We start from the raw sequence: 15899 nt of genomic DNA, 5'->3' as shown, positions 1-15899 counted from the left end.
GGCTACTTATTCACTTCCGTTGGTTGTAAAACCGTTGATACTCGTTTGTTCTTACCACTGTCAGCGACTAGCTTCTGAGAGCCAATCTGGTAAGTGATCTTAGAGCCACGGATGATGCTGCCATCTTGAGATAGCATTGCATTCTTGGTCATGATCAGTTTATCGGCAACAAGCTGGTAATGCAGGTCGTCCGCTTCACCGTAGAGCGTTTTTCCGTCATCAGTCAGCTGAGAGAAGGTCGCCGGTTTACCGAAGCCTTGAATCTCTTCAATTTCACCGTTTACGGCGTTGCGGGTAACAATAACCTTATCGGCATTGATATTGATGCTACCTTGTTTCAGGTTTACATCACCAATGAAGGTTACTTGGTTACTTTTCATATCCAATTGCTGGCTGTCTGAGTCAATGTAGACAGGTTGCTCGCTATCAGAAGATAGGGCGTAGACATTTGATGCCGCAAGAGTCAAAGCGAATAAACTAAGGTGTAAGAGTTTCATATCTACCTTGAACAGAATTAAAGAGAGTCGCATTGTTGGTACCGAAGTTACCTTTTATTGCTTGACCCTCATTTTCAAAAAATGTACCGATCATATGGACCGGAGTATCTGAATAAAAATCTCGGCTTTTCAGCTCAACAACCATTTTGTCTGTGGTCATTGTATCGAAGCTTGCCCCTGGCAGTAGATTCTTTGCCACAACGTTGTCATAAAAAGTGACAACCTGATTTTCATCCATAATCGCGCGATCAGCGGTGACTTGCCATTCAATCGTATGCCCTTCACGGAATACCGAGAGAACAGGGTTTTGAAAGTGCGTGTCGCCAACCACTGAGAAGTGTTCTAAATACGTCGATTCAACTTGGTAGCTGCGAATACCTGACTCATCGTAACTGATGTTGTTTAGGCTGTTGCCGCTAAAAGCAGGTAGCTCCAAATTTGGAGCCACTTGTATCGTCGATGTTTGCTCTTTGTCGAACAAGTAGTAGGTCGACCAAGAGGCAATAAATATTAGTATTAAATAGATAATACGAGTAAAACTCATATGCTTAAACCTTTATGCATGTCGAGTTCATTTCTTGCTTGTAAAATCAGGTCGCAAACTTCACGAACTGCTCCATGACCACCGTTGATGGTTGTCACGTAGTTTGCTCGCTGTGCAAGTAGTGGGTGACCATCTGCCACACAAACCTTTAAGCCAACTTTTTCCATTACCGGCCAGTCGATCAGGTCATCGCCGATATAACCTGTGTTTTCAGGGTTAACTGAAAGCTTATCGCAAATATCCTGGTAAGCCTTAACTTTATCGTCTTGGCCTTGATAAATGAGTTTGATACCGAGAGCCGTCATTCGATTCTCAACAATCTGAGACTTGCGACCTGTGATGATTGCGATCTCAATGCCCGCGTTCATCAGTGATTTGATACCGTAACCATCACGAGTGTGAAAGGTTTTCAGCTCTTCGCCATTGTTGCCCATGTAGATGCGGCCATCAGAGAATACGCCATCTACATCGCAAATTAGGAGTTTGATGTCTTTTGCGATTGCAAAAACATCTGAGTCAACAGTGCCGTATAGAGTTTCGACTGTCTGTGTCATTACATTACTCCAGCTTTCAATAAATCGTGCATGTTTAGAGCACCAACTAGCTTGCCATCTTGGCATAGCATCAAGCCATTGATGCTTTTAGCTTGCATTAAGTTTAAACCCTCAACTGCAAGCATGTTCGGATCGGCAACCGTAGGGTTTAGTGTCATCACATCGCCAATTTGAGTACTATGGATATCAACGCGCTTATCCAAGATACGGCGTAAATCACCATCGGTAAAAATACCGGCCATTTGACCATCTTGATCCACGATGGCTGTCATGCCCAAGCCTTTCTGAGAGATCTCTAGTAGAGCATCTCTTACTAAAGCATCCGGAGCAACGACAGGGAGCGCATCGCCTGTGTGCATGATGTCGTCTAGTTTCAATAGTAGCTGACGACCTAAAGCACCACCTGGGTGAGATAGGGCAAAGTCTTGAGCTGTGAAGCCTCGAGCTTGTAAAAGTGCAACGGCTAATGCATCACCCATCACTAAAGTTGCAGTGGTGCTGGTTGTTGGTGCTAAGCCTAGCGGGCACGCTTCTTCCGGCACAGAAATTTGTAAATGGATGTCAGACAAGGTCGCCATATTCGACGCAGGTTTACCTGTCATGCTGATGATCTTGATGTTCAAACGCTTTAATACTGGGAACAGGCTAAGGATTTCACCAGATTCACCTGAGTTCGATATTGCAATCACAATATCACCCGGTTCGATCATGCCTAAGTCGCCATGTGCTGCTTCACCTGGGTGTACAAAGAAAGCTGATGTACCAGTACTTGCTAGCGTTGCTGCGATTTTGTTGCCGATATGGCCGGATTTACCCATGCCCATCACAACCACCTTACCCTTGTTGTTTAGGATTAGGTCACAAGCTTTGCAAAAATCATCATTAAAATATTGGTCCAATTGAGTGAGACCTGCAACTTCAGTTTCCAAAACTTGTTTGGCAACACTGCGATAATCAAATGGCTGAGACATCAAATACTCCAAGTACGGAAAGTTAAGTCAACAATTAAGCCGACATGTTCATTAGTAGGTAGCTTTGGTAAGCCACGAACGTCACGATTAACACGCCACCTTCAATACGATTCACACTACGCGATTTACCTAGCGCCATCACAACAAGCAGCAGAGATACACCTAGCATTACCCAGAAGTCACGACCCATCGCAAGTTCGCTCAAGATAGAAGGGTTAAGTATGCCAGGAATACCCATAACAGCCAGAATGTTGAATACGTTTGAGCCAATGATGTTMCCCACCGCCATATCGTCTTCGCCTTTCATTACACCAGCCAGTGATGCAGCAAGCTCAGGTAGGCTAGTACCAACGGCGATAATGGTTAAACCAATAACAAGGTCGCTCATACCGAAGAACTTAGCGATGATCACGGCATTATCAACCAGCATATCAGCAGCTAAAGGAAGAATGATTAGACCAATTACCACCCACATTGCAGCTTTCGGGTTACTTACGCCCTCAGGAATCTCTGATTCTTGTTCATCAAGAAACGCATCGCCGTTCTTTTTCTCGCTGCGGCTGATTTGCAGCATGGCAAACAAAAACGCACCGAACAGAACAAATAACAATACGCCTTCATAGAAACCTAAGTGGTTATCCCAAAGCAGTGCGCCAGCTAGTAAAGTGACACCAATCATGAGTGGTAGTTCACGTCGAATCACTGCTGAGCTGATTGATAGAGGCTTGATTAGCGCTGTGATACCTAAAATCAGCGCGATGTTGGCGATGTTTGAGCCTAGAACATTACCGACAGCGGTATCTGTTTTACCATCAAGCGCAGCGGTTGCAGAAACCATCATTTCAGGGGCTGAAGACCCCATTGCAAGAATCGTCATACCGATAACTAATGGTGAGATACCGAAGTTGCGAGCAAGAGCTGCGGCGCCGTAAACCAGCTTATCTGCACTCCACACCAAAAAACCTAAACCGATAACGAGAAAAACAATCGCTTCAAGAAGCATAATGGTTCCTAAAAAATTAATAAAAAGCGGAGAATTAACCGCTAATTTTGACCTGTTGGTAGGTAAAAGGGAAGTCACTCGGCAAATTAATTACCAGTTAGTCACCAAGAAAGAGAGCTGAATAGATAATTTTCTAATGCTTTCAAATTCCTGCATACATTCCTGTTTAATATGAATTAATTGAACAGTGCTTTTAATTCTAAAGTAGACTCATTATTATTGCAGCCATAATAGGCGTTTTTTAAAGCAAGGAAACTACAAGAGTATGTCGAATACTGAACTTGTAAAAGTTAAGAACCTTAGCTTCTCACGCGGTGAACGCGTTATTTTTGACGACATCAGTTTAGAGGTCCCTCAAGGCAAGATCACTGCCATCATGGGGCCATCGGGGATTGGTAAAACGACTTTACTGCGTTTGATTGGCGGGCAGTTGCCACCAGATAGCGGTGAAGTCTGGTTTGATGGCGACAACATCCCGACCTTATCTCGTCGAAAGCTTTATCAAGCACGTAAAAAAATGAGCATGCTTTTCCAATCGGGTGCACTTTTTACGGATCTCAATGTGTTTGATAATGTGGCGTTTCCACTGCGTGAGCACACTGAACTTAACGAAAAATTCATTCGTACTATCGTGTTACTTAAGCTTGAGGCGGTAGGGTTACGTGGTGCTGCGCAATTGATGCCGAGTGAGTTGTCTGGCGGAATGGCTAGGCGTGCCGCATTGGCGCGCGCTATTGCACTAGATCCCGAACTGATCATGTATGATGAACCCTTTGTGGGCCAAGACCCTATTACAATGGGTGTATTAGTAGAGCTCATTCGCAACCTCAATCAAGCGTTGGGTTTAACGTCTATCGTCGTTTCTCATGATGTTCCTGAGGTGATGAGTATTGCTGATTGGGTTTACCTACTGGCGGATGGCAAAATCATTGCTGCTGGGTCACCGGAAGAGTTGTACAACAATGACGATCCGAGAGTGCAGCAATTTTTGCAAGGTGAGGCGGATGGCCCGGTGCCATTTAGGTTCCCAGCGCAAAGTCTTGAAAAGGATTTGTTTTAATATGATTGGTAAAACTATTGCAGGTGTCGGCAGACGCACACTTGCGATCTGTGAGTCATTTGGTCGATCAAGCCTGATGTTATTCGGGGCTTTGTTTGGCATCCCGCGACTAAAAAACTTCCCTTTATTAGTAAAACAACTTTATAGCGTTGGCGTTCAGTCATTGGCTATTATTTTAGTTTCGGGCTTGTTTATTGGCATGGTGTTGAGCCTGCAGGGTTATGTCGTGTTAATTGACTACGGCGCTGAGGGCAACCTTGGTCAAATGGTCGCGCTTTCATTGTTACGTGAACTTGGTCCTGTAGTCACAGCATTGCTGTTTGCAGGTCGTGCTGGTTCAGCGCTGACGGCTGAAATCGGTTTGATGAAAGCAACGGAGCAGATCTCCAGTTTAGAAATGATGGCGGTAGACCCTCTAAAACGCATTATCGCACCACGCTTGTGGGCTGGGCTTATCTCTATGCCTCTACTGGCGATGATCTTTATGGCGGTCGGTATTTGGGGCGGCCAGTTAGTCGGTGTTGATTGGAAAGGCATTGATCACGGCAGCTTTTGGTCTGCGATGCAGTCTTCTGTTGAGCTAGGTCGAGATATTGGTAACAGCATGATCAAGTGTATGGTCTTTGCTATTACCGTAACTTGGATCGCACTTTTCAATGGTTATGATGCGGTACCGACATCTGAAGGTATCAGTCAGGCAACCACACGCACAGTAGTGCACTCTTCTCTAGCGGTATTAGGGCTAGATTTTGTTCTTACCGCATTGATGTTTGGGAATTAATCATGCAACAAACTCGAAAATTAGAATTATGGGTCGGCACCTTTGTTATAGCCGGAATTTGCGCAATCTTAATCATGATCTTTCAAGTCGCTGACGTAAAAGGGCTGGGTTCAAACCATACTTACAATCTAAAAGCGACCTTTGACAACATTGGTAGCCTAAAGGTTCGTTCCCCTGTGAAGGTAGGTGGCGTGGTTGTTGGTCGAGTTCAAAGCATTGAACTTGATACTGAGAGCTACCTACCAGTGGTTCAATTGTCTATTGATTCGAAGTACTCACAATTTCCAGATACCTCTAGTGCTCAAATCTTAACATCTGGCTTAATCGGTGAGCAGTACATCAGCTTGGTGCCGGGTTTCATTTTTGATGATGAAGAGATGTTGGTTGATGGTGACTCGATTGAAGACACTAAGTCGGCATTGGTACTAGAAGATTTGATTGGCCAAGTGCTGTATAGCGTTGGTGGTTCTGATGATAGCGAAGCTAAGGAGTAAGCACATGTTAAAGACGAATAACTTATTCAAGGTATGGCTTCTGACAGCCGTCGCTTTTCTTATGTCGGCTCAAGCTTTTGCTGCAGAGTCGATTGATCGTACTCAGCCATACCAAATGATGACTCAAGTAGCAGAACTTGCATTTGAGCGTTTGAAGAGTGAACAAGAAAACATCCACCAAGACCCAGAATTATTGAAGGTCATTGTGGAAGAAGAGTTGATGCCTTATGTGAATGCGCAATATGCAGCACTTAAGTTACTTGGGCCAAACTTGAAAGGCGCGGATAGAAAAGACGTGCGTGTATTTATCGACTCATTCCGTAAATACCTAGTTTCTTCTTACGCTCAAGTACTAACTCAATATACAGATCAGACAATTGAATTTGGTCCTGAACCAAAAATCAAAGCGGATAGCCGTATCACCAGTATCAAGGTTGATATCATTGATACGCCAAGACCTAACATCAAACTTGAATTTAAACTTCGTAAAGACAAAAAGTCTGGTGAGTGGAAAGCATTTGATATGGTCGCGGAGGGTATTAGCCTGCTGTCGAGCAAGCAATCAGAGTGGAATACTAAGATTCGTCAAGACGGTATCTTAGCGGTTGCTGACGAGCTAGAGAAACTGGCTGCACAGCCTATTCGCTTTGAGAGTAATAAATAATGAGTCAATCTCAATGGCAAGCGCTAAGCTCTAAAGAGTATCAGCTTCTCGGAGATATTGACCGAGAAAGCGTTCCTGCAATCTGGCGTATATTGGAAAAGTGGCAAACAACGGAATCGAGCGTTGAAATTGACCTTAGCCATATAAATCGAGTCGATTCAGCAGGAATGGTGATGCTAATTCACTTATTAGAGCATGCAAAAAATCAAAACTGTCATATAATGCTCAGTTTCGTGCCAGAACAATTACGAACGTTGTTCCAATTGAGCAATATCCAGCCAATGATGGCAGAACACATAAAAAATTAGGCAGGAGCTATTTGTGGACAGCACAAAAGTACAAGAATTATTAGCAGAGGCACTGAACCTTCAAGAGATTATCGTGAAAGGTGAAGGCAGTCATTACGAAGTTGTTGCGGTTGATCCATGTTTCGACGGCATGAATCGAGTTAAGAAGCAGCAACTAATCTACGGCCCACTAATGGAATACATTCAACGCAATGACATCCATGCTCTTTCTATCAAGGCATTTACGCCGGAAGAGTGGGAACGTGATAAGAAACTGATGTCACTTTAAGGTTTATGATGGAAAAGTTTCGAGTTATTGGATCAGACAATCCGCTAAGCGGTGAAGTGACGATCTCTGGCGCAAAAAACGCTGCGCTACCAATCCTATTTGCTTCAATTCTTGCTGAAGAGCCAGTAGAAGTAAGTAACGTTCCTCACCTACGTGACATCGATACTACGATGGAACTGCTAAAGCGTTTAGGCGCGAAAGTATCACGTAACGGTAGCGTTCACGTTGATGGCAGCGAAATTAATGAATTTTGCGCGCCTTACGATTTAGTAAAAACAATGCGTGCTTCTATCTGGGCTTTAGGTCCTCTAGTTGCTCGTTTTGGTGAAGGCCAAGTGTCACTTCCTGGTGGTTGTGCAATTGGTGCTCGCCCAGTTGATCTGCATATCCATGGCCTAGAGCAACTAGGTGCAACCATTACGTTGGAAGATGGTTATGTGAAAGCAAGTGTTGATGGCCGTCTTAAAGGCGCACACATCGTGATGGATAAAGTAAGCGTAGGCGCTACGATTACTATCATGTGTGCAGCAACACTCGCAGAAGGTAAAACAGTATTAGATAACTCAGCGCGTGAGCCTGAGATTGTTGATACGGCAGATTTCCTTAACAAACTGGGTGCGAAGATTTCTGGCGCAGGTACAGACACAATTACTATCGAAGGTGTTGAACGTCTTGGTGGTGGTCAACACTCTGTGGTTGCAGACCGCATTGAAACGGGTACTTTCCTTGTTGCTGCTGCGGTTTCTGGCGGTAAAGTCGTTTGTCGTAACACTAATGCTCATCTTCTTGAAGCTGCCCTAGCGAAGCTTGAAGAAGCGGGGGCGAAGGTTGAAACGGGCGAAGACTGGATCAGTCTTGATATGACAGGTCGTGAGCTTAAAGCGGTGAAAATTGTAACGGCACCTCACCCTGGCTTCCCAACTGACATGCAAGCTCAGTTTACTCTGCTAAACATGATGGCGAAGGGCAGTGGTGTGATCACTGAAACTATCTTCGAAAACCGTTTCATGCATATTCCTGAGCTTCAGCGAATGGGTGCAAAAGCGGAGATTGAAGGTAATACAGCTATCTGTGGTGAAACCGAACAGTTGAGCGGTGCTCAAGTAATGGCAACGGATCTTCGTGCATCTGCGAGCCTTGTTATTGCTGGTTGTATCGCACAAGGCGAAACCATCGTTGATCGTATCTATCACATCGATCGTGGCTACGATAAGATTGAAGATAAGCTTTCAGCACTAGGCGCAAACATTACCCGATTTCGTGACTCGAACTAACTTAGGTTAGTAAATTCATGAATCAGTAGCATGAAAACACAAAAGTCGGAACCTTGGTTTCGGCTTTTTTATATTTGAATTTACCGCAAATGCATCTGTTTGCTTATTATAAAGTAAATAGGTGGGTGAGCTTTGCGGTTGTGAGGAACAAAATGATAGCAATATTACGTATTTTCGCATTGGCAATATTTGCGATTCTTATGTTTGTATTCGGCTGTGGCTACTGTCTACTTAGCCCACGTAACCCAAAGCACGTATTTACCTTTGGTCGTTACTTCGGTCGTATGTCGAAAGTGTTTGGTATCAAGCTAGAGCTGCGTATCCCTGAAGATGCTTACTCTCGCGGCCAACATGTTTATGTTGCGAACCATCAGAATAACTGGGACCTGTTCACGGTATCATCGGCTGTGACACCTAAAGTGGTAACTGTTGGTAAGAAAAGTCTAGCGTGGATGCCTCTGTTTGGTCAGCTTTACTGGTTGACGGGTAATATTCTAATCGACCGTGCAAACCTCAGCAAAGCGGTTGGTACGATTGATCAAGTGGTCGATAATCTGAAAGGCAGCGATGTTTCGGTATGGATGTTCCCTGAAGGAACGCGTTCACGAGGCCGTGGTCTATTGCCATTTAAAACTGGCGCTTTCCATGCGGCAATTGGCGCAGGCTTACCTATTATCCCTATCGTATGTAGCTCTACAGGTGGCGTTAAGCTAAACCGTTGGAACAATGGTCATGTGATTGTGGAAATGCTAGCCCCAATTAATACCGAAGGCTACGACAAGTCGAACGTTCGTGAATTAGCAAATCTAACTCGTGAACAGATGGCGGCTAAGTTGGAAGAGCTAGACAAAGAAGTGATTGAGCTTAATAAAAAGTAGCTTAAACGCAGAAAACGAATAATAAAAAAGGTTGCCTAGTTGGCAACCTTTTTTGTATCTCACCAGTGCTTAGTTCAGCACTAAGCCTCTGACTAAATAGAGTGAAGCCTATTTGCGAACTGCAATAGCTTCGATCTCGATACCAACATCTTTTGGTAGACGAGCTACTTCAACACATGAACGTGCAGGGTAGTTTGCAACGCCGTGCTCATCAAAGAATTTACCGTAAACTTCGTTTACTGTGCCGAAGTCGTTTAGGTCTTTAACGAATACAGTTAGCTTAACGATGTCTTTTACAGTCAGGCCAGAAGCTTCTACAACCGCTTTAACGTTGTCTAGAGATTGGCGTGCTTGCTCTGCGATATCAGCAGATACTTCACCAGTTGCTGGGTTTACTGGGATTTGACCAGAAGTCAGTACCATGTTGCCAAGGTCAACGCCTTGTACGTATGGGCCGATTGCAGCTGGAGCAGATTCTGTGTGAAGTACTTTTGTCATTGGTTTATTCCATCAGTTATTAGATAAAAATCGTTTTTCAGTGTGCCTACAAACCGCAGCTAGGTAAAGCGCAAAATACCCCGCACAGGCGAGGTATTTCATAGTTTTTACATTTATTGCGTGCTACGCGAAAGCTTATCTTTCGGTCACGATCTCGCGAGAGAAGACTTTTTCGCAGTACTTACATTTCAGGCGAATGTCTTCATTCTTTTCAAAGATCTTAAAGCTGCTCTCAACTGGCTCGTTGTGAGTGATACAGTTGGTGTTTGGACACTCAAACACATCGTTGATTTGCTCAGGCAGTTCAAGCGCTAGCTTCTTAACCACTTCGTAATCTTCGATTTGGTTTACCGTCGCATGAGGTGCGTAAAGTGCTAACTTGTTTGCTTGCTCTTCGGTAATAAACACATTCTCAATTTTTAGTAAGTCTTTGCCACCAAGTGCTGAAGAAGGCAGATTTAAACCAATAGTGACACGCTGATGAGAGTTGTGCATATCAAACAGTTTTAGCACCTTGATCCCGATGTTTGCTGGGATATGGTCGATAACGGTACCGTTCTTGATTGCTTCAACTTTTAATTGAGTCTCTTTAGACATGATATCTCTCCTCTACAGCGTTTCGTTAAGAACAAGGGCTAGTAATGCTTCACGTGCGTAAACACCATTTTCAGCTTGCTGGAAGTAGTAAGCGTAAGGTGTTTTGTCGACATCGACAGTGATTTCATCAACGCGAGGAAGTGGGTGCAGTACCTTCAAGTTATCACGTGCATTTTCTAATAGTGCAGCCGTTAGGATGTAGGCTGACTTGATGTGGGCGTATTCAGACTCATCAAAGCGTTCTTTCTGTACGCGAGTCATGTATAGAACATCCAGCTCAGGAATCACATCTTCCATGTCGGTTAGTAGTTGGTACTTGATGCCAGCTTCGTCAAGCTCTTCACAGATGTAATCAGGCATAGCCAATGCTTCTGGCGCTACAAAGTAGAAACAGATGTTATCGAATTTAGCCAATGCTTGAGTGAGAGAGTGAACCGTGCGGCCGTATTTAAGGTCACCAACGAACGCCACGTTAAGGTTATCTAGGCGGCCTTGTGTCTCTGCGATAGAGAACAGATCAAGCAGAGTCTGTGTTGGATGTTGGTTAGCACCATCACCAGCGTTGATTACTGGGACACCATTAGAGAACTCTGATGCTAGGCGCGCAGCACCTTCTTGAGGGTGACGCATTACGTAAGCATCAACGTATGAAGAGATAACCTGTACAGAGTCTGCTAGCGTTTCGCCCTTTTTCGCCAGTGAGGTGTTACCGCCGCTGTCGAAACCAATCACATCACCACCGATGCGTTGAATCGCAGTTTCAAAAGAGAGACGAGTTCGCGTTGAAGGTTCGAAGAAGCAGCTAGCCACAACTTTGTTCTTGATAAGTTCTGGGTTTGGTTCTGCTTTAAGCTGACCAGCCGTTTGAACAATTAATTCTAGCTCTTCACGAGAAAGCTCTGGAATTGAGATGATGTGCTTTTGATAGAGCGAATTCGCCATGATCTTCTTCCCCACAATAATGTATTGGCCACAAAAAAGCCCCCCATAATGGGAGGCTTTAAAAAAGTGCTGAAAAGCAGAATAGACCGCCTGGCAAGCATGCTAGCTTGCGAGCAATATTAGGTGTTTTCACAATCTTATTATGTGTGATCACAATATTGGTTGGCGTCATTTTCACTACTCTCAGACAAATTGCCGAGAATTATACGCTTTCAATTTGTGAGCGCAAGCGATTACATCAAGCTTTTGTTTACTTTCACTATTCTCAATTAACCGAGTGTTGCGACCATAACAGCTTTGATGGTGTGCATGCGATTTTCTGCTTCATCAAACACAATAGAGTAGTCCGATTCAAACACTTCATCCGTCACTTCCAAACCGTTCATCCCATATTTGTCAGCCACTTGCTGACCGATGACGGTCTCATTATTGTGGAAAGCGGGTAAGCAGTGCATGAATTTGACTTGAGGGTTGCCCGTCAGCTTAATCACATCCATGTTCACTTGATATGGCTTCATCACTGCCACACGTTCATCCCAAGCTTCTGGTGCTTCGCCCATCGATACCCAAACATCGGTGTAGAGGAAGTCACAGCCTTTTACGCCTTCAGCCACGTCTTCAGTCAGTGTGATTTTAGCGCCGGTACTTTGCGCGATAGCTTGGCACTCTTCGACAAGTTGTTCTTCTGGCCAGAAGGCTTTTGGCGCGACAAGACGAATATCCATGCCTATCTTGGCAGCTCCTACTAATAGAGAGTTACCCATATTGTTACGAGCATCACCCAGGTAAGCAAAGCTGATTTGATGCAGCTGTTTACCGCGACCATGTTCGATCATGGTCAGGAAGTCAGCCAAGATCTGAGTTGGGTGAAATTCATCAGTAAGGCCATTCCACACTGGGACACCAGCATAAGCGCCAAGGTCTTCGACGATGCTCTGACCAAAGCCACGGTACTCGATGCCATCGTACATACGGCCTAATACGCGTGCAGTATCTTTCATTGATTCTTTTTGACCGATCTGAGAGCCCGAAGGGCCTAAGTAAGATACTTGAGCGCCTTGATCAAAAGCGGCGACTTCAAACGCACATCGAGTTCGTGTTGATGCCTTTTCAAAGATCAAAGCGATGTTTTTACCAGTAAGCTTCTTCTGCTCAGTACCTGCATACTTAGCTTTTTTTAGGTCAGCTGACAGGTCGAGTAAAAACTGAATCTCTTTAGGAGTAAAGTCGAGTAGTTTTAGAAAGTTACGATTGCGAAGATTAAAGGCCATCTCTCGCTCCTTGCGTATATAGAATCAATGAAGAACTTAGTTAAACATAAAAATGCTATATTTGTGAATATTTATTTTGTTAATTTCATAAAAAAGGCCAGTACGATGGTACTGGCCTAGATGAGTTATTGTATTTTTACTCTATAGAGCTATCCGCTTAGATACCGTCTCTTTCGATAGGGCAGCTCATACAACGAGCGCCACCACGGCCACGCCCCAGTTCATTACCTGGAATCGTTAGAACTTCGATACCTGCTTTGTCGTACTTCTCGTTGGTGTAAACATTACGCTCGTAACCGATAACTGTGCCTGGTTTCACTGTTAGTACGTTGTTGGCGTCATTCCACTGCTCACGTTCAGCTTCGTAGTTGTCGCCACCTGTGGTGATGATCTTAAGCTGATCCAGGCCAAGTGCACCTTCAATCGCTGACAGGTAGTTTTCCGCTTTCTCTACGCGCATCTCACCATTCTCTTTTGGTGTTAGGCGCCATGTGTCTAAATCTTTACGAACGATTTCTGGATACACAGAGAAGGTATCGATATCCATGTGTGTCATCACCGTATCAAGGTGCATACATGAACGGTGCTTAGGTAGATCGATAGCGATGACTTCTGTAGCTTGCCCTGACTTAAATAGGCTCGCCGCTAAGTTCTCAACACCTTGTGGCTTGGTTCGCTCAGAAATACCGATAAGTACCGCGCCTTTACCAATAACCAGTACGTCGCCGCCTTCAATGTTGGCGTTGTCGTAATGAAGGTCCTCATCACCAAAGTACTTAATGAAGTCTTGTCCTGCAAACACTGGGTGCCAGCGATAGATAGCACGCAGGTGGTTTGTCTCACGTTGACGTGCCGGCTTCATCATTGGGTTTAGCGATACACCGCCATAAACCCAACACGAAGTATCACGTGTAAATAAGTGGTTCGGCAGTGGCTCGATTACGAAATCTAGTGGGCGATGCATTTTTGGAAGCATCGATGATGATTTGATAGGAAGCTCTGAATACGCCAAGCCACCCAGTAAGATTGTTGCTAGATGCTCATTATCCATTTGAGCAAGATAGTTTCTTAGGTCACGGGCAAAAGTAGGCCCATAACGGAAATCTGAGATTTGAGTGTTTAGCAGCCATTCGCGAGCTTGAGGTACGGCAAGCGTCTCTACCAATAAATCGTGCAGTAGCAGTACTTCTACGTCTTGATTACGTAATGTCTCTGCAAACGCATCGTGTTCTTCACCAGCAGCTTCAACAGCCAACACATCATCAAACAGAAGGTCATGACAGTTAGAAGGGGTGAGGTGGGTGAGTGCTCTTTCAGGTCGATTTAGGAGAACTCGTCTTAATTGACCGACTTCGGAGCCAACGTACAGCTTACTCATTTTGCATCCTTACTTTTAATCCAGCGTCTATTTATGACAAGCTTGATCGTAATATGCAAGTTTTAGAGCTCGTGTAAAAGTGAAGTATTTTTGAAATTATCCGAGCTAAAAACCATTTTTAAATAGAAAATAGGTGTTAAATTCTAATTGAATGCGTTTGGTATAGAACAACATTTTTGCGGATCTATGCTCTATCTGCGGCCTGCCTGAAATCTATTTTGCTTATTATTAATGATTTTTTATTCACTATTATGCACTTTTTGAAAGTAACTTGAGGTTTTATGCATCTCAAAACCAGTTCATCGTATGCATTCACCATGACTAAGCACGCAATTTCTATTTAATATGTTCAAAAGTGACAATAGAGACGAAATGCTGAAATAGTCGTCAGTTAATAAAATGTTGAAAATTTGTTTCTGTGATTTTGATTTCACTTTTGAATTGATATTACCTCCGCTATCTAGCGATAAACTTATCTTTCTAGGCCTGATCTGGGTGGCTTTTCTGGACGATCCGTGCCATATTTCGTGGCAATCAAATTTGATCTTTTCATAGTCAACACTCTGGAGCAGACACATGTCTCACGAAGATGAATATCTATCAGTAGCGGAATTAATTGAATTTCAAAAGGAAGAGACTCGCGACATCATTGAAGCACTAATTGAAGATGGTAGCGATCCTGAAGCTCTATACGATATCGAGCATCACCTATTTGCTGAAGATTTCGAAGTGCTTGAGAAAGCCGTTGTTGAAGCATTCAAAATGGGTTTTGAAGTACTTGAAGCTGAAGAGACAGAAGACGAAGATGGCAACAAGCTACTTTGTTGTGATGCGACTATGCAGTCAGCTCTAGATGCAGAAGCGATCGATGCGCAAGTTGAGAAGCTTGTGAACCTTGCAGAGAAATTCGACATTATCTATGACGGTTGGGGCACTTACTACGAAGGTGAAGATGCTATCTACCCTGAAGAAGATGATGAAGGCGAAGAGTAATTTCTTCCCAGTTTGAAAAGTGCCAGCCTTGAGCTGGCATTTTTTTATCCTCAGAAAAATAAATGTCTTTAAATGCATTCATTCATTATAATGCGGTCAAAATTGATCTGGCTCAAGGAATGATATGCGGTTACTTCTCGATGGTCTTTGGCAAATTTCGCCATTGACGGATCTTTCTATTCCACAAGATGACATTACCTTTCCGGCTCCGTTGAGTTCAAAGCTCCCTGATACCTTGAGTGAAGAGCAAATCGCAGAGCAAGAGTGGCATTTAATGCACGACATTGAAGTCGATGATGCGATGCTGGCTTGCCCTTTTGTTGAGCTAGTCGTTGCGGGTGTTGATTACTTTGCTGAAGTGCGACTTAATGGTGTAGCAGTCTTTGATTGTGATGGCAGCCAAGAAGAGTACCGTAAAGACATTCGCCCTTACATGCAGCCTGGTCGAAACCGCTTTGAGATCCTGTTTCTTGAAGAAGAGGAAGGGTTGTTGCTCGAAGAAGACATGGATGAGCCATCGTCTTCGCCATCCATTGCTAAATCAGACTCTCGAATGGGGATTTGGCAAGCTCCTTATCTGCAGTTTGTTCGCAATGTGAAGCTAGACCAAGTTGTCACTGAGCAGATCTGGCACCACGGTGGTGGCTGTGAGTTTAAGGTGGATGTGATCTACCAGACGCTCAAAGCTGGGCTGGTATCGGCATCAATTAAGTTCGATGGTATGACACTGGTGATGCCGATCGATGTCCGTGCTGAACACACTGGCGTTGTATTCCAAGTTGAAGCACCGATTGTCTTTAATGTTGATAAGCCCAACCCTAAGCATTTATATCAATTAGAGGTTGAGCTCGATGGGCAAAAAGAGAGTTCTTTTGTTGCTCTTAATCCTGCGTCTTGTGTGAGTAATTTTTTACGCTAGAAGCT

General features: G+C 44.1%; 20 protein-coding genes. 10 read left to right on the top strand and 10 right to left on the bottom strand.

Annotated elements, in window-relative coordinates; all coding sequences use genetic code 11:
• Nucleotides 1–2: 2 nt before the first annotated feature.
• From lptA to L1D11_RS16025, 5 genes are read right to left on the bottom strand one after another with little or no spacing between them, the layout of a single operon-like run.
• A complete protein-coding gene (gene lptA, locus L1D11_RS16045) occupies nt 3–497 on the bottom strand; it encodes a lipopolysaccharide transport periplasmic protein LptA (RefSeq protein ID WP_239831782.1) in 495 nt (164 codons plus the stop codon).
• Nucleotides 478–1041, bottom strand: coding sequence for an LPS export ABC transporter periplasmic protein LptC (gene lptC / locus L1D11_RS16040; protein ID WP_004738700.1), 564 nt, complete (start codon nt 1039–1041; stop codon nt 478–480). Before lptC ends, lptA begins: the two co-directional genes overlap by 20 nt.
• Nucleotides 1038–1595, bottom strand: a complete 558-nt coding sequence (kdsC, locus tag L1D11_RS16035) for a 3-deoxy-manno-octulosonate-8-phosphatase KdsC (protein WP_239831781.1) — start codon at nt 1593–1595, stop codon at nt 1038–1040. The genes lptC and kdsC overlap by 4 nt, the downstream gene beginning before the upstream one ends.
• Nucleotides 1595–2566 carry an arabinose-5-phosphate isomerase KdsD gene (gene kdsD, locus L1D11_RS16030; RefSeq protein ID WP_008220426.1) on the bottom strand — a complete coding sequence of 324 codons (972 nt, stop codon included), beginning with the start codon at nt 2564–2566 and terminating at the stop codon, nt 1595–1597. The genes kdsC and kdsD overlap by 1 nt, the downstream gene beginning before the upstream one ends.
• A gap of 34 nt (nt 2567–2600) precedes the next feature.
• Entirely contained in the window at nt 2601–3569 is a 969-nt protein-coding gene (locus L1D11_RS16025; RefSeq protein WP_239831780.1) for a calcium/sodium antiporter, read from the bottom strand.
• Nucleotides 3570–3834: 265 nt separating this feature from the next.
• Between L1D11_RS16025 and mlaF the strand changes: the two genes are divergently transcribed.
• The 8 genes from mlaF (at nt 3835) to L1D11_RS15985 (ending at nt 9296) form a co-directional block, all read left to right on the top strand.
• The gene (gene mlaF / locus L1D11_RS16020; protein WP_239831779.1) at nt 3835–4629 is read left to right on the top strand and encodes a phospholipid ABC transporter ATP-binding protein MlaF; all 795 of its coding nucleotides are present in this window, start codon (nt 3835–3837) and stop codon (nt 4627–4629) included.
• Nucleotide 4630: 1 nt separating this feature from the next.
• Nucleotides 4631–5410, top strand: coding sequence for a lipid asymmetry maintenance ABC transporter permease subunit MlaE (mlaE, locus tag L1D11_RS16015; protein ID WP_239831778.1), 780 nt, complete (start codon nt 4631–4633; stop codon nt 5408–5410).
• A 2-nt stretch (nt 5411–5412) separates the two neighbouring features.
• Nucleotides 5413–5904 (top strand): outer membrane lipid asymmetry maintenance protein MlaD, encoded by a 492-nt coding sequence (gene mlaD / locus L1D11_RS16010; RefSeq protein WP_135384604.1) that lies wholly within the window; start codon nt 5413–5415, stop codon nt 5902–5904.
• A 4-nt stretch (nt 5905–5908) separates the two neighbouring features.
• Nucleotides 5909–6568: a phospholipid-binding protein MlaC gene (locus L1D11_RS16005; protein WP_239831777.1), complete on the top strand. Its 660-nt coding sequence runs from the start codon at nt 5909–5911 to the stop codon at nt 6566–6568.
• Nucleotides 6568–6876 carry a lipid asymmetry maintenance protein MlaB gene (locus tag L1D11_RS16000; protein ID WP_239831776.1) on the top strand — a complete coding sequence of 103 codons (309 nt, stop codon included), beginning with the start codon at nt 6568–6570 and terminating at the stop codon, nt 6874–6876. Before L1D11_RS16005 ends, L1D11_RS16000 begins: the two co-directional genes overlap by 1 nt.
• Nucleotides 6877–6889: 13 nt before the next feature.
• On the top strand, nt 6890–7144 hold the full coding sequence (gene ibaG / locus L1D11_RS15995) for a BolA family iron metabolism protein IbaG (protein WP_004738686.1): 255 nt from the start codon (nt 6890–6892) through the stop codon (nt 7142–7144).
• 8 nt (nt 7145–7152) lie between these two features.
• On the top strand, nt 7153–8418 hold the full coding sequence (gene murA, locus L1D11_RS15990; protein WP_171368779.1) for a UDP-N-acetylglucosamine 1-carboxyvinyltransferase: 1266 nt from the start codon (nt 7153–7155) through the stop codon (nt 8416–8418).
• A gap of 152 nt (nt 8419–8570) precedes the next feature.
• Nucleotides 8571–9296: a 1-acylglycerol-3-phosphate O-acyltransferase gene (locus L1D11_RS15985; protein ID WP_239831774.1), complete on the top strand. Its 726-nt coding sequence runs from the start codon at nt 8571–8573 to the stop codon at nt 9294–9296.
• Nucleotides 9297–9404: 108 nt separating this feature from the next.
• On the opposite strand, the gene L1D11_RS15980 is transcribed toward L1D11_RS15985, so the two are convergent.
• The 5 genes from L1D11_RS15980 to arcA all read right to left on the bottom strand — a co-directional run bounded on the left by L1D11_RS15980 (nt 9405) and on the right by arcA (nt 13982).
• Nucleotides 9405–9794: a RidA family protein gene (locus L1D11_RS15980; RefSeq protein ID WP_004738682.1), complete on the bottom strand. Its 390-nt coding sequence runs from the start codon at nt 9792–9794 to the stop codon at nt 9405–9407.
• A 135-nt stretch (nt 9795–9929) separates the two neighbouring features.
• On the bottom strand, nt 9930–10391 hold the full coding sequence (gene pyrI / locus L1D11_RS15975) for an aspartate carbamoyltransferase regulatory subunit (protein ID WP_004738681.1): 462 nt from the start codon (nt 10389–10391) through the stop codon (nt 9930–9932).
• Nucleotides 10392–10403: 12 nt separating this feature from the next.
• Complete coding sequence (pyrB, locus tag L1D11_RS15970; protein ID WP_004738679.1) at nt 10404–11333, bottom strand: aspartate carbamoyltransferase; 930 nt, start codon at nt 11331–11333, stop codon at nt 10404–10406.
• Between the two features lie 269 nt (nt 11334–11602).
• On the bottom strand, nt 11603–12604 hold the full coding sequence (locus tag L1D11_RS15965; RefSeq protein ID WP_239862626.1) for an ornithine carbamoyltransferase: 1002 nt from the start codon (nt 12602–12604) through the stop codon (nt 11603–11605).
• A gap of 157 nt (nt 12605–12761) precedes the next feature.
• Nucleotides 12762–13982, bottom strand: coding sequence for an arginine deiminase (arcA, locus tag L1D11_RS15960; protein ID WP_004738676.1), 1221 nt, complete (start codon nt 13980–13982; stop codon nt 12762–12764).
• 576 nt (nt 13983–14558) lie between these two features.
• Here arcA and rraB point away from each other — a divergent pair.
• Together rraB and L1D11_RS15950 are read left to right on the top strand one after the other, a co-directional pair.
• Nucleotides 14559–14975 carry a ribonuclease E inhibitor RraB gene (gene rraB / locus L1D11_RS15955; protein ID WP_004738675.1) on the top strand — a complete coding sequence of 139 codons (417 nt, stop codon included), beginning with the start codon at nt 14559–14561 and terminating at the stop codon, nt 14973–14975.
• A 124-nt stretch (nt 14976–15099) separates the two neighbouring features.
• On the top strand, nt 15100–15894 hold the full coding sequence (locus tag L1D11_RS15950; protein WP_239862624.1) for a hypothetical protein: 795 nt from the start codon (nt 15100–15102) through the stop codon (nt 15892–15894).
• Nucleotides 15895–15899 lie beyond the last annotated feature (5 nt).

The sequence above is a fragment of the Vibrio sp. Isolate32 genome, assembly GCF_022397955.1.
GTDB lineage: Bacteria > Pseudomonadota > Gammaproteobacteria > Enterobacterales > Vibrionaceae > Vibrio.
Note: the sequence above shows the minus strand (reverse complement) of the source record. Positions and strands in the feature narration are given on the sequence as shown.

Coding starts and splice junctions, on each gene's coding strand:
- lptA (WP_239831782.1), bottom strand. CDS start 497: ATGAAACTCTTACACCTTAGTTTATTCGCTTTGACTCTTGCGGCATCA.
- lptC (WP_004738700.1), bottom strand. CDS start 1,041: ATGAGTTTTACTCGTATTATCTATTTAATACTAATATTTATTGCCTCT.
- kdsC (WP_239831781.1), bottom strand. CDS start 1,595: ATGACACAGACAGTCGAAACTCTATACGGCACTGTTGACTCAGATGTT.
- kdsD (WP_008220426.1), bottom strand. CDS start 2,566: ATGTCTCAGCCATTTGATTATCGCAGTGTTGCCAAACAAGTTTTGGAA.
- mlaF (WP_239831779.1), top strand. CDS start 3,835: ATGTCGAATACTGAACTTGTAAAAGTTAAGAACCTTAGCTTCTCACGC.
- mlaE (WP_239831778.1), top strand. CDS start 4,631: ATGATTGGTAAAACTATTGCAGGTGTCGGCAGACGCACACTTGCGATC.
- mlaD (WP_135384604.1), top strand. CDS start 5,413: ATGCAACAAACTCGAAAATTAGAATTATGGGTCGGCACCTTTGTTATA.
- L1D11_RS16005 (WP_239831777.1), top strand. CDS start 5,909: ATGTTAAAGACGAATAACTTATTCAAGGTATGGCTTCTGACAGCCGTC.
- L1D11_RS16000 (WP_239831776.1), top strand. CDS start 6,568: ATGAGTCAATCTCAATGGCAAGCGCTAAGCTCTAAAGAGTATCAGCTT.
- murA (WP_171368779.1), top strand. CDS start 7,153: ATGGAAAAGTTTCGAGTTATTGGATCAGACAATCCGCTAAGCGGTGAA.
- L1D11_RS15985 (WP_239831774.1), top strand. CDS start 8,571: ATGATAGCAATATTACGTATTTTCGCATTGGCAATATTTGCGATTCTT.
- L1D11_RS15980 (WP_004738682.1), bottom strand. CDS start 9,794: ATGACAAAAGTACTTCACACAGAATCTGCTCCAGCTGCAATCGGCCCA.
- pyrI (WP_004738681.1), bottom strand. CDS start 10,391: ATGTCTAAAGAGACTCAATTAAAAGTTGAAGCAATCAAGAACGGTACC.
- pyrB (WP_004738679.1), bottom strand. CDS start 11,333: ATGGCGAATTCGCTCTATCAAAAGCACATCATCTCAATTCCAGAGCTT.
- L1D11_RS15965 (WP_239862626.1), bottom strand. CDS start 12,604: ATGGCCTTTAATCTTCGCAATCGTAACTTTCTAAAACTACTCGACTTT.
- arcA (WP_004738676.1), bottom strand. CDS start 13,982: ATGAGTAAGCTGTACGTTGGCTCCGAAGTCGGTCAATTAAGACGAGTT.
- rraB (WP_004738675.1), top strand. CDS start 14,559: ATGTCTCACGAAGATGAATATCTATCAGTAGCGGAATTAATTGAATTT.
- L1D11_RS15950 (WP_239862624.1), top strand. CDS start 15,100: ATGCGGTTACTTCTCGATGGTCTTTGGCAAATTTCGCCATTGACGGAT.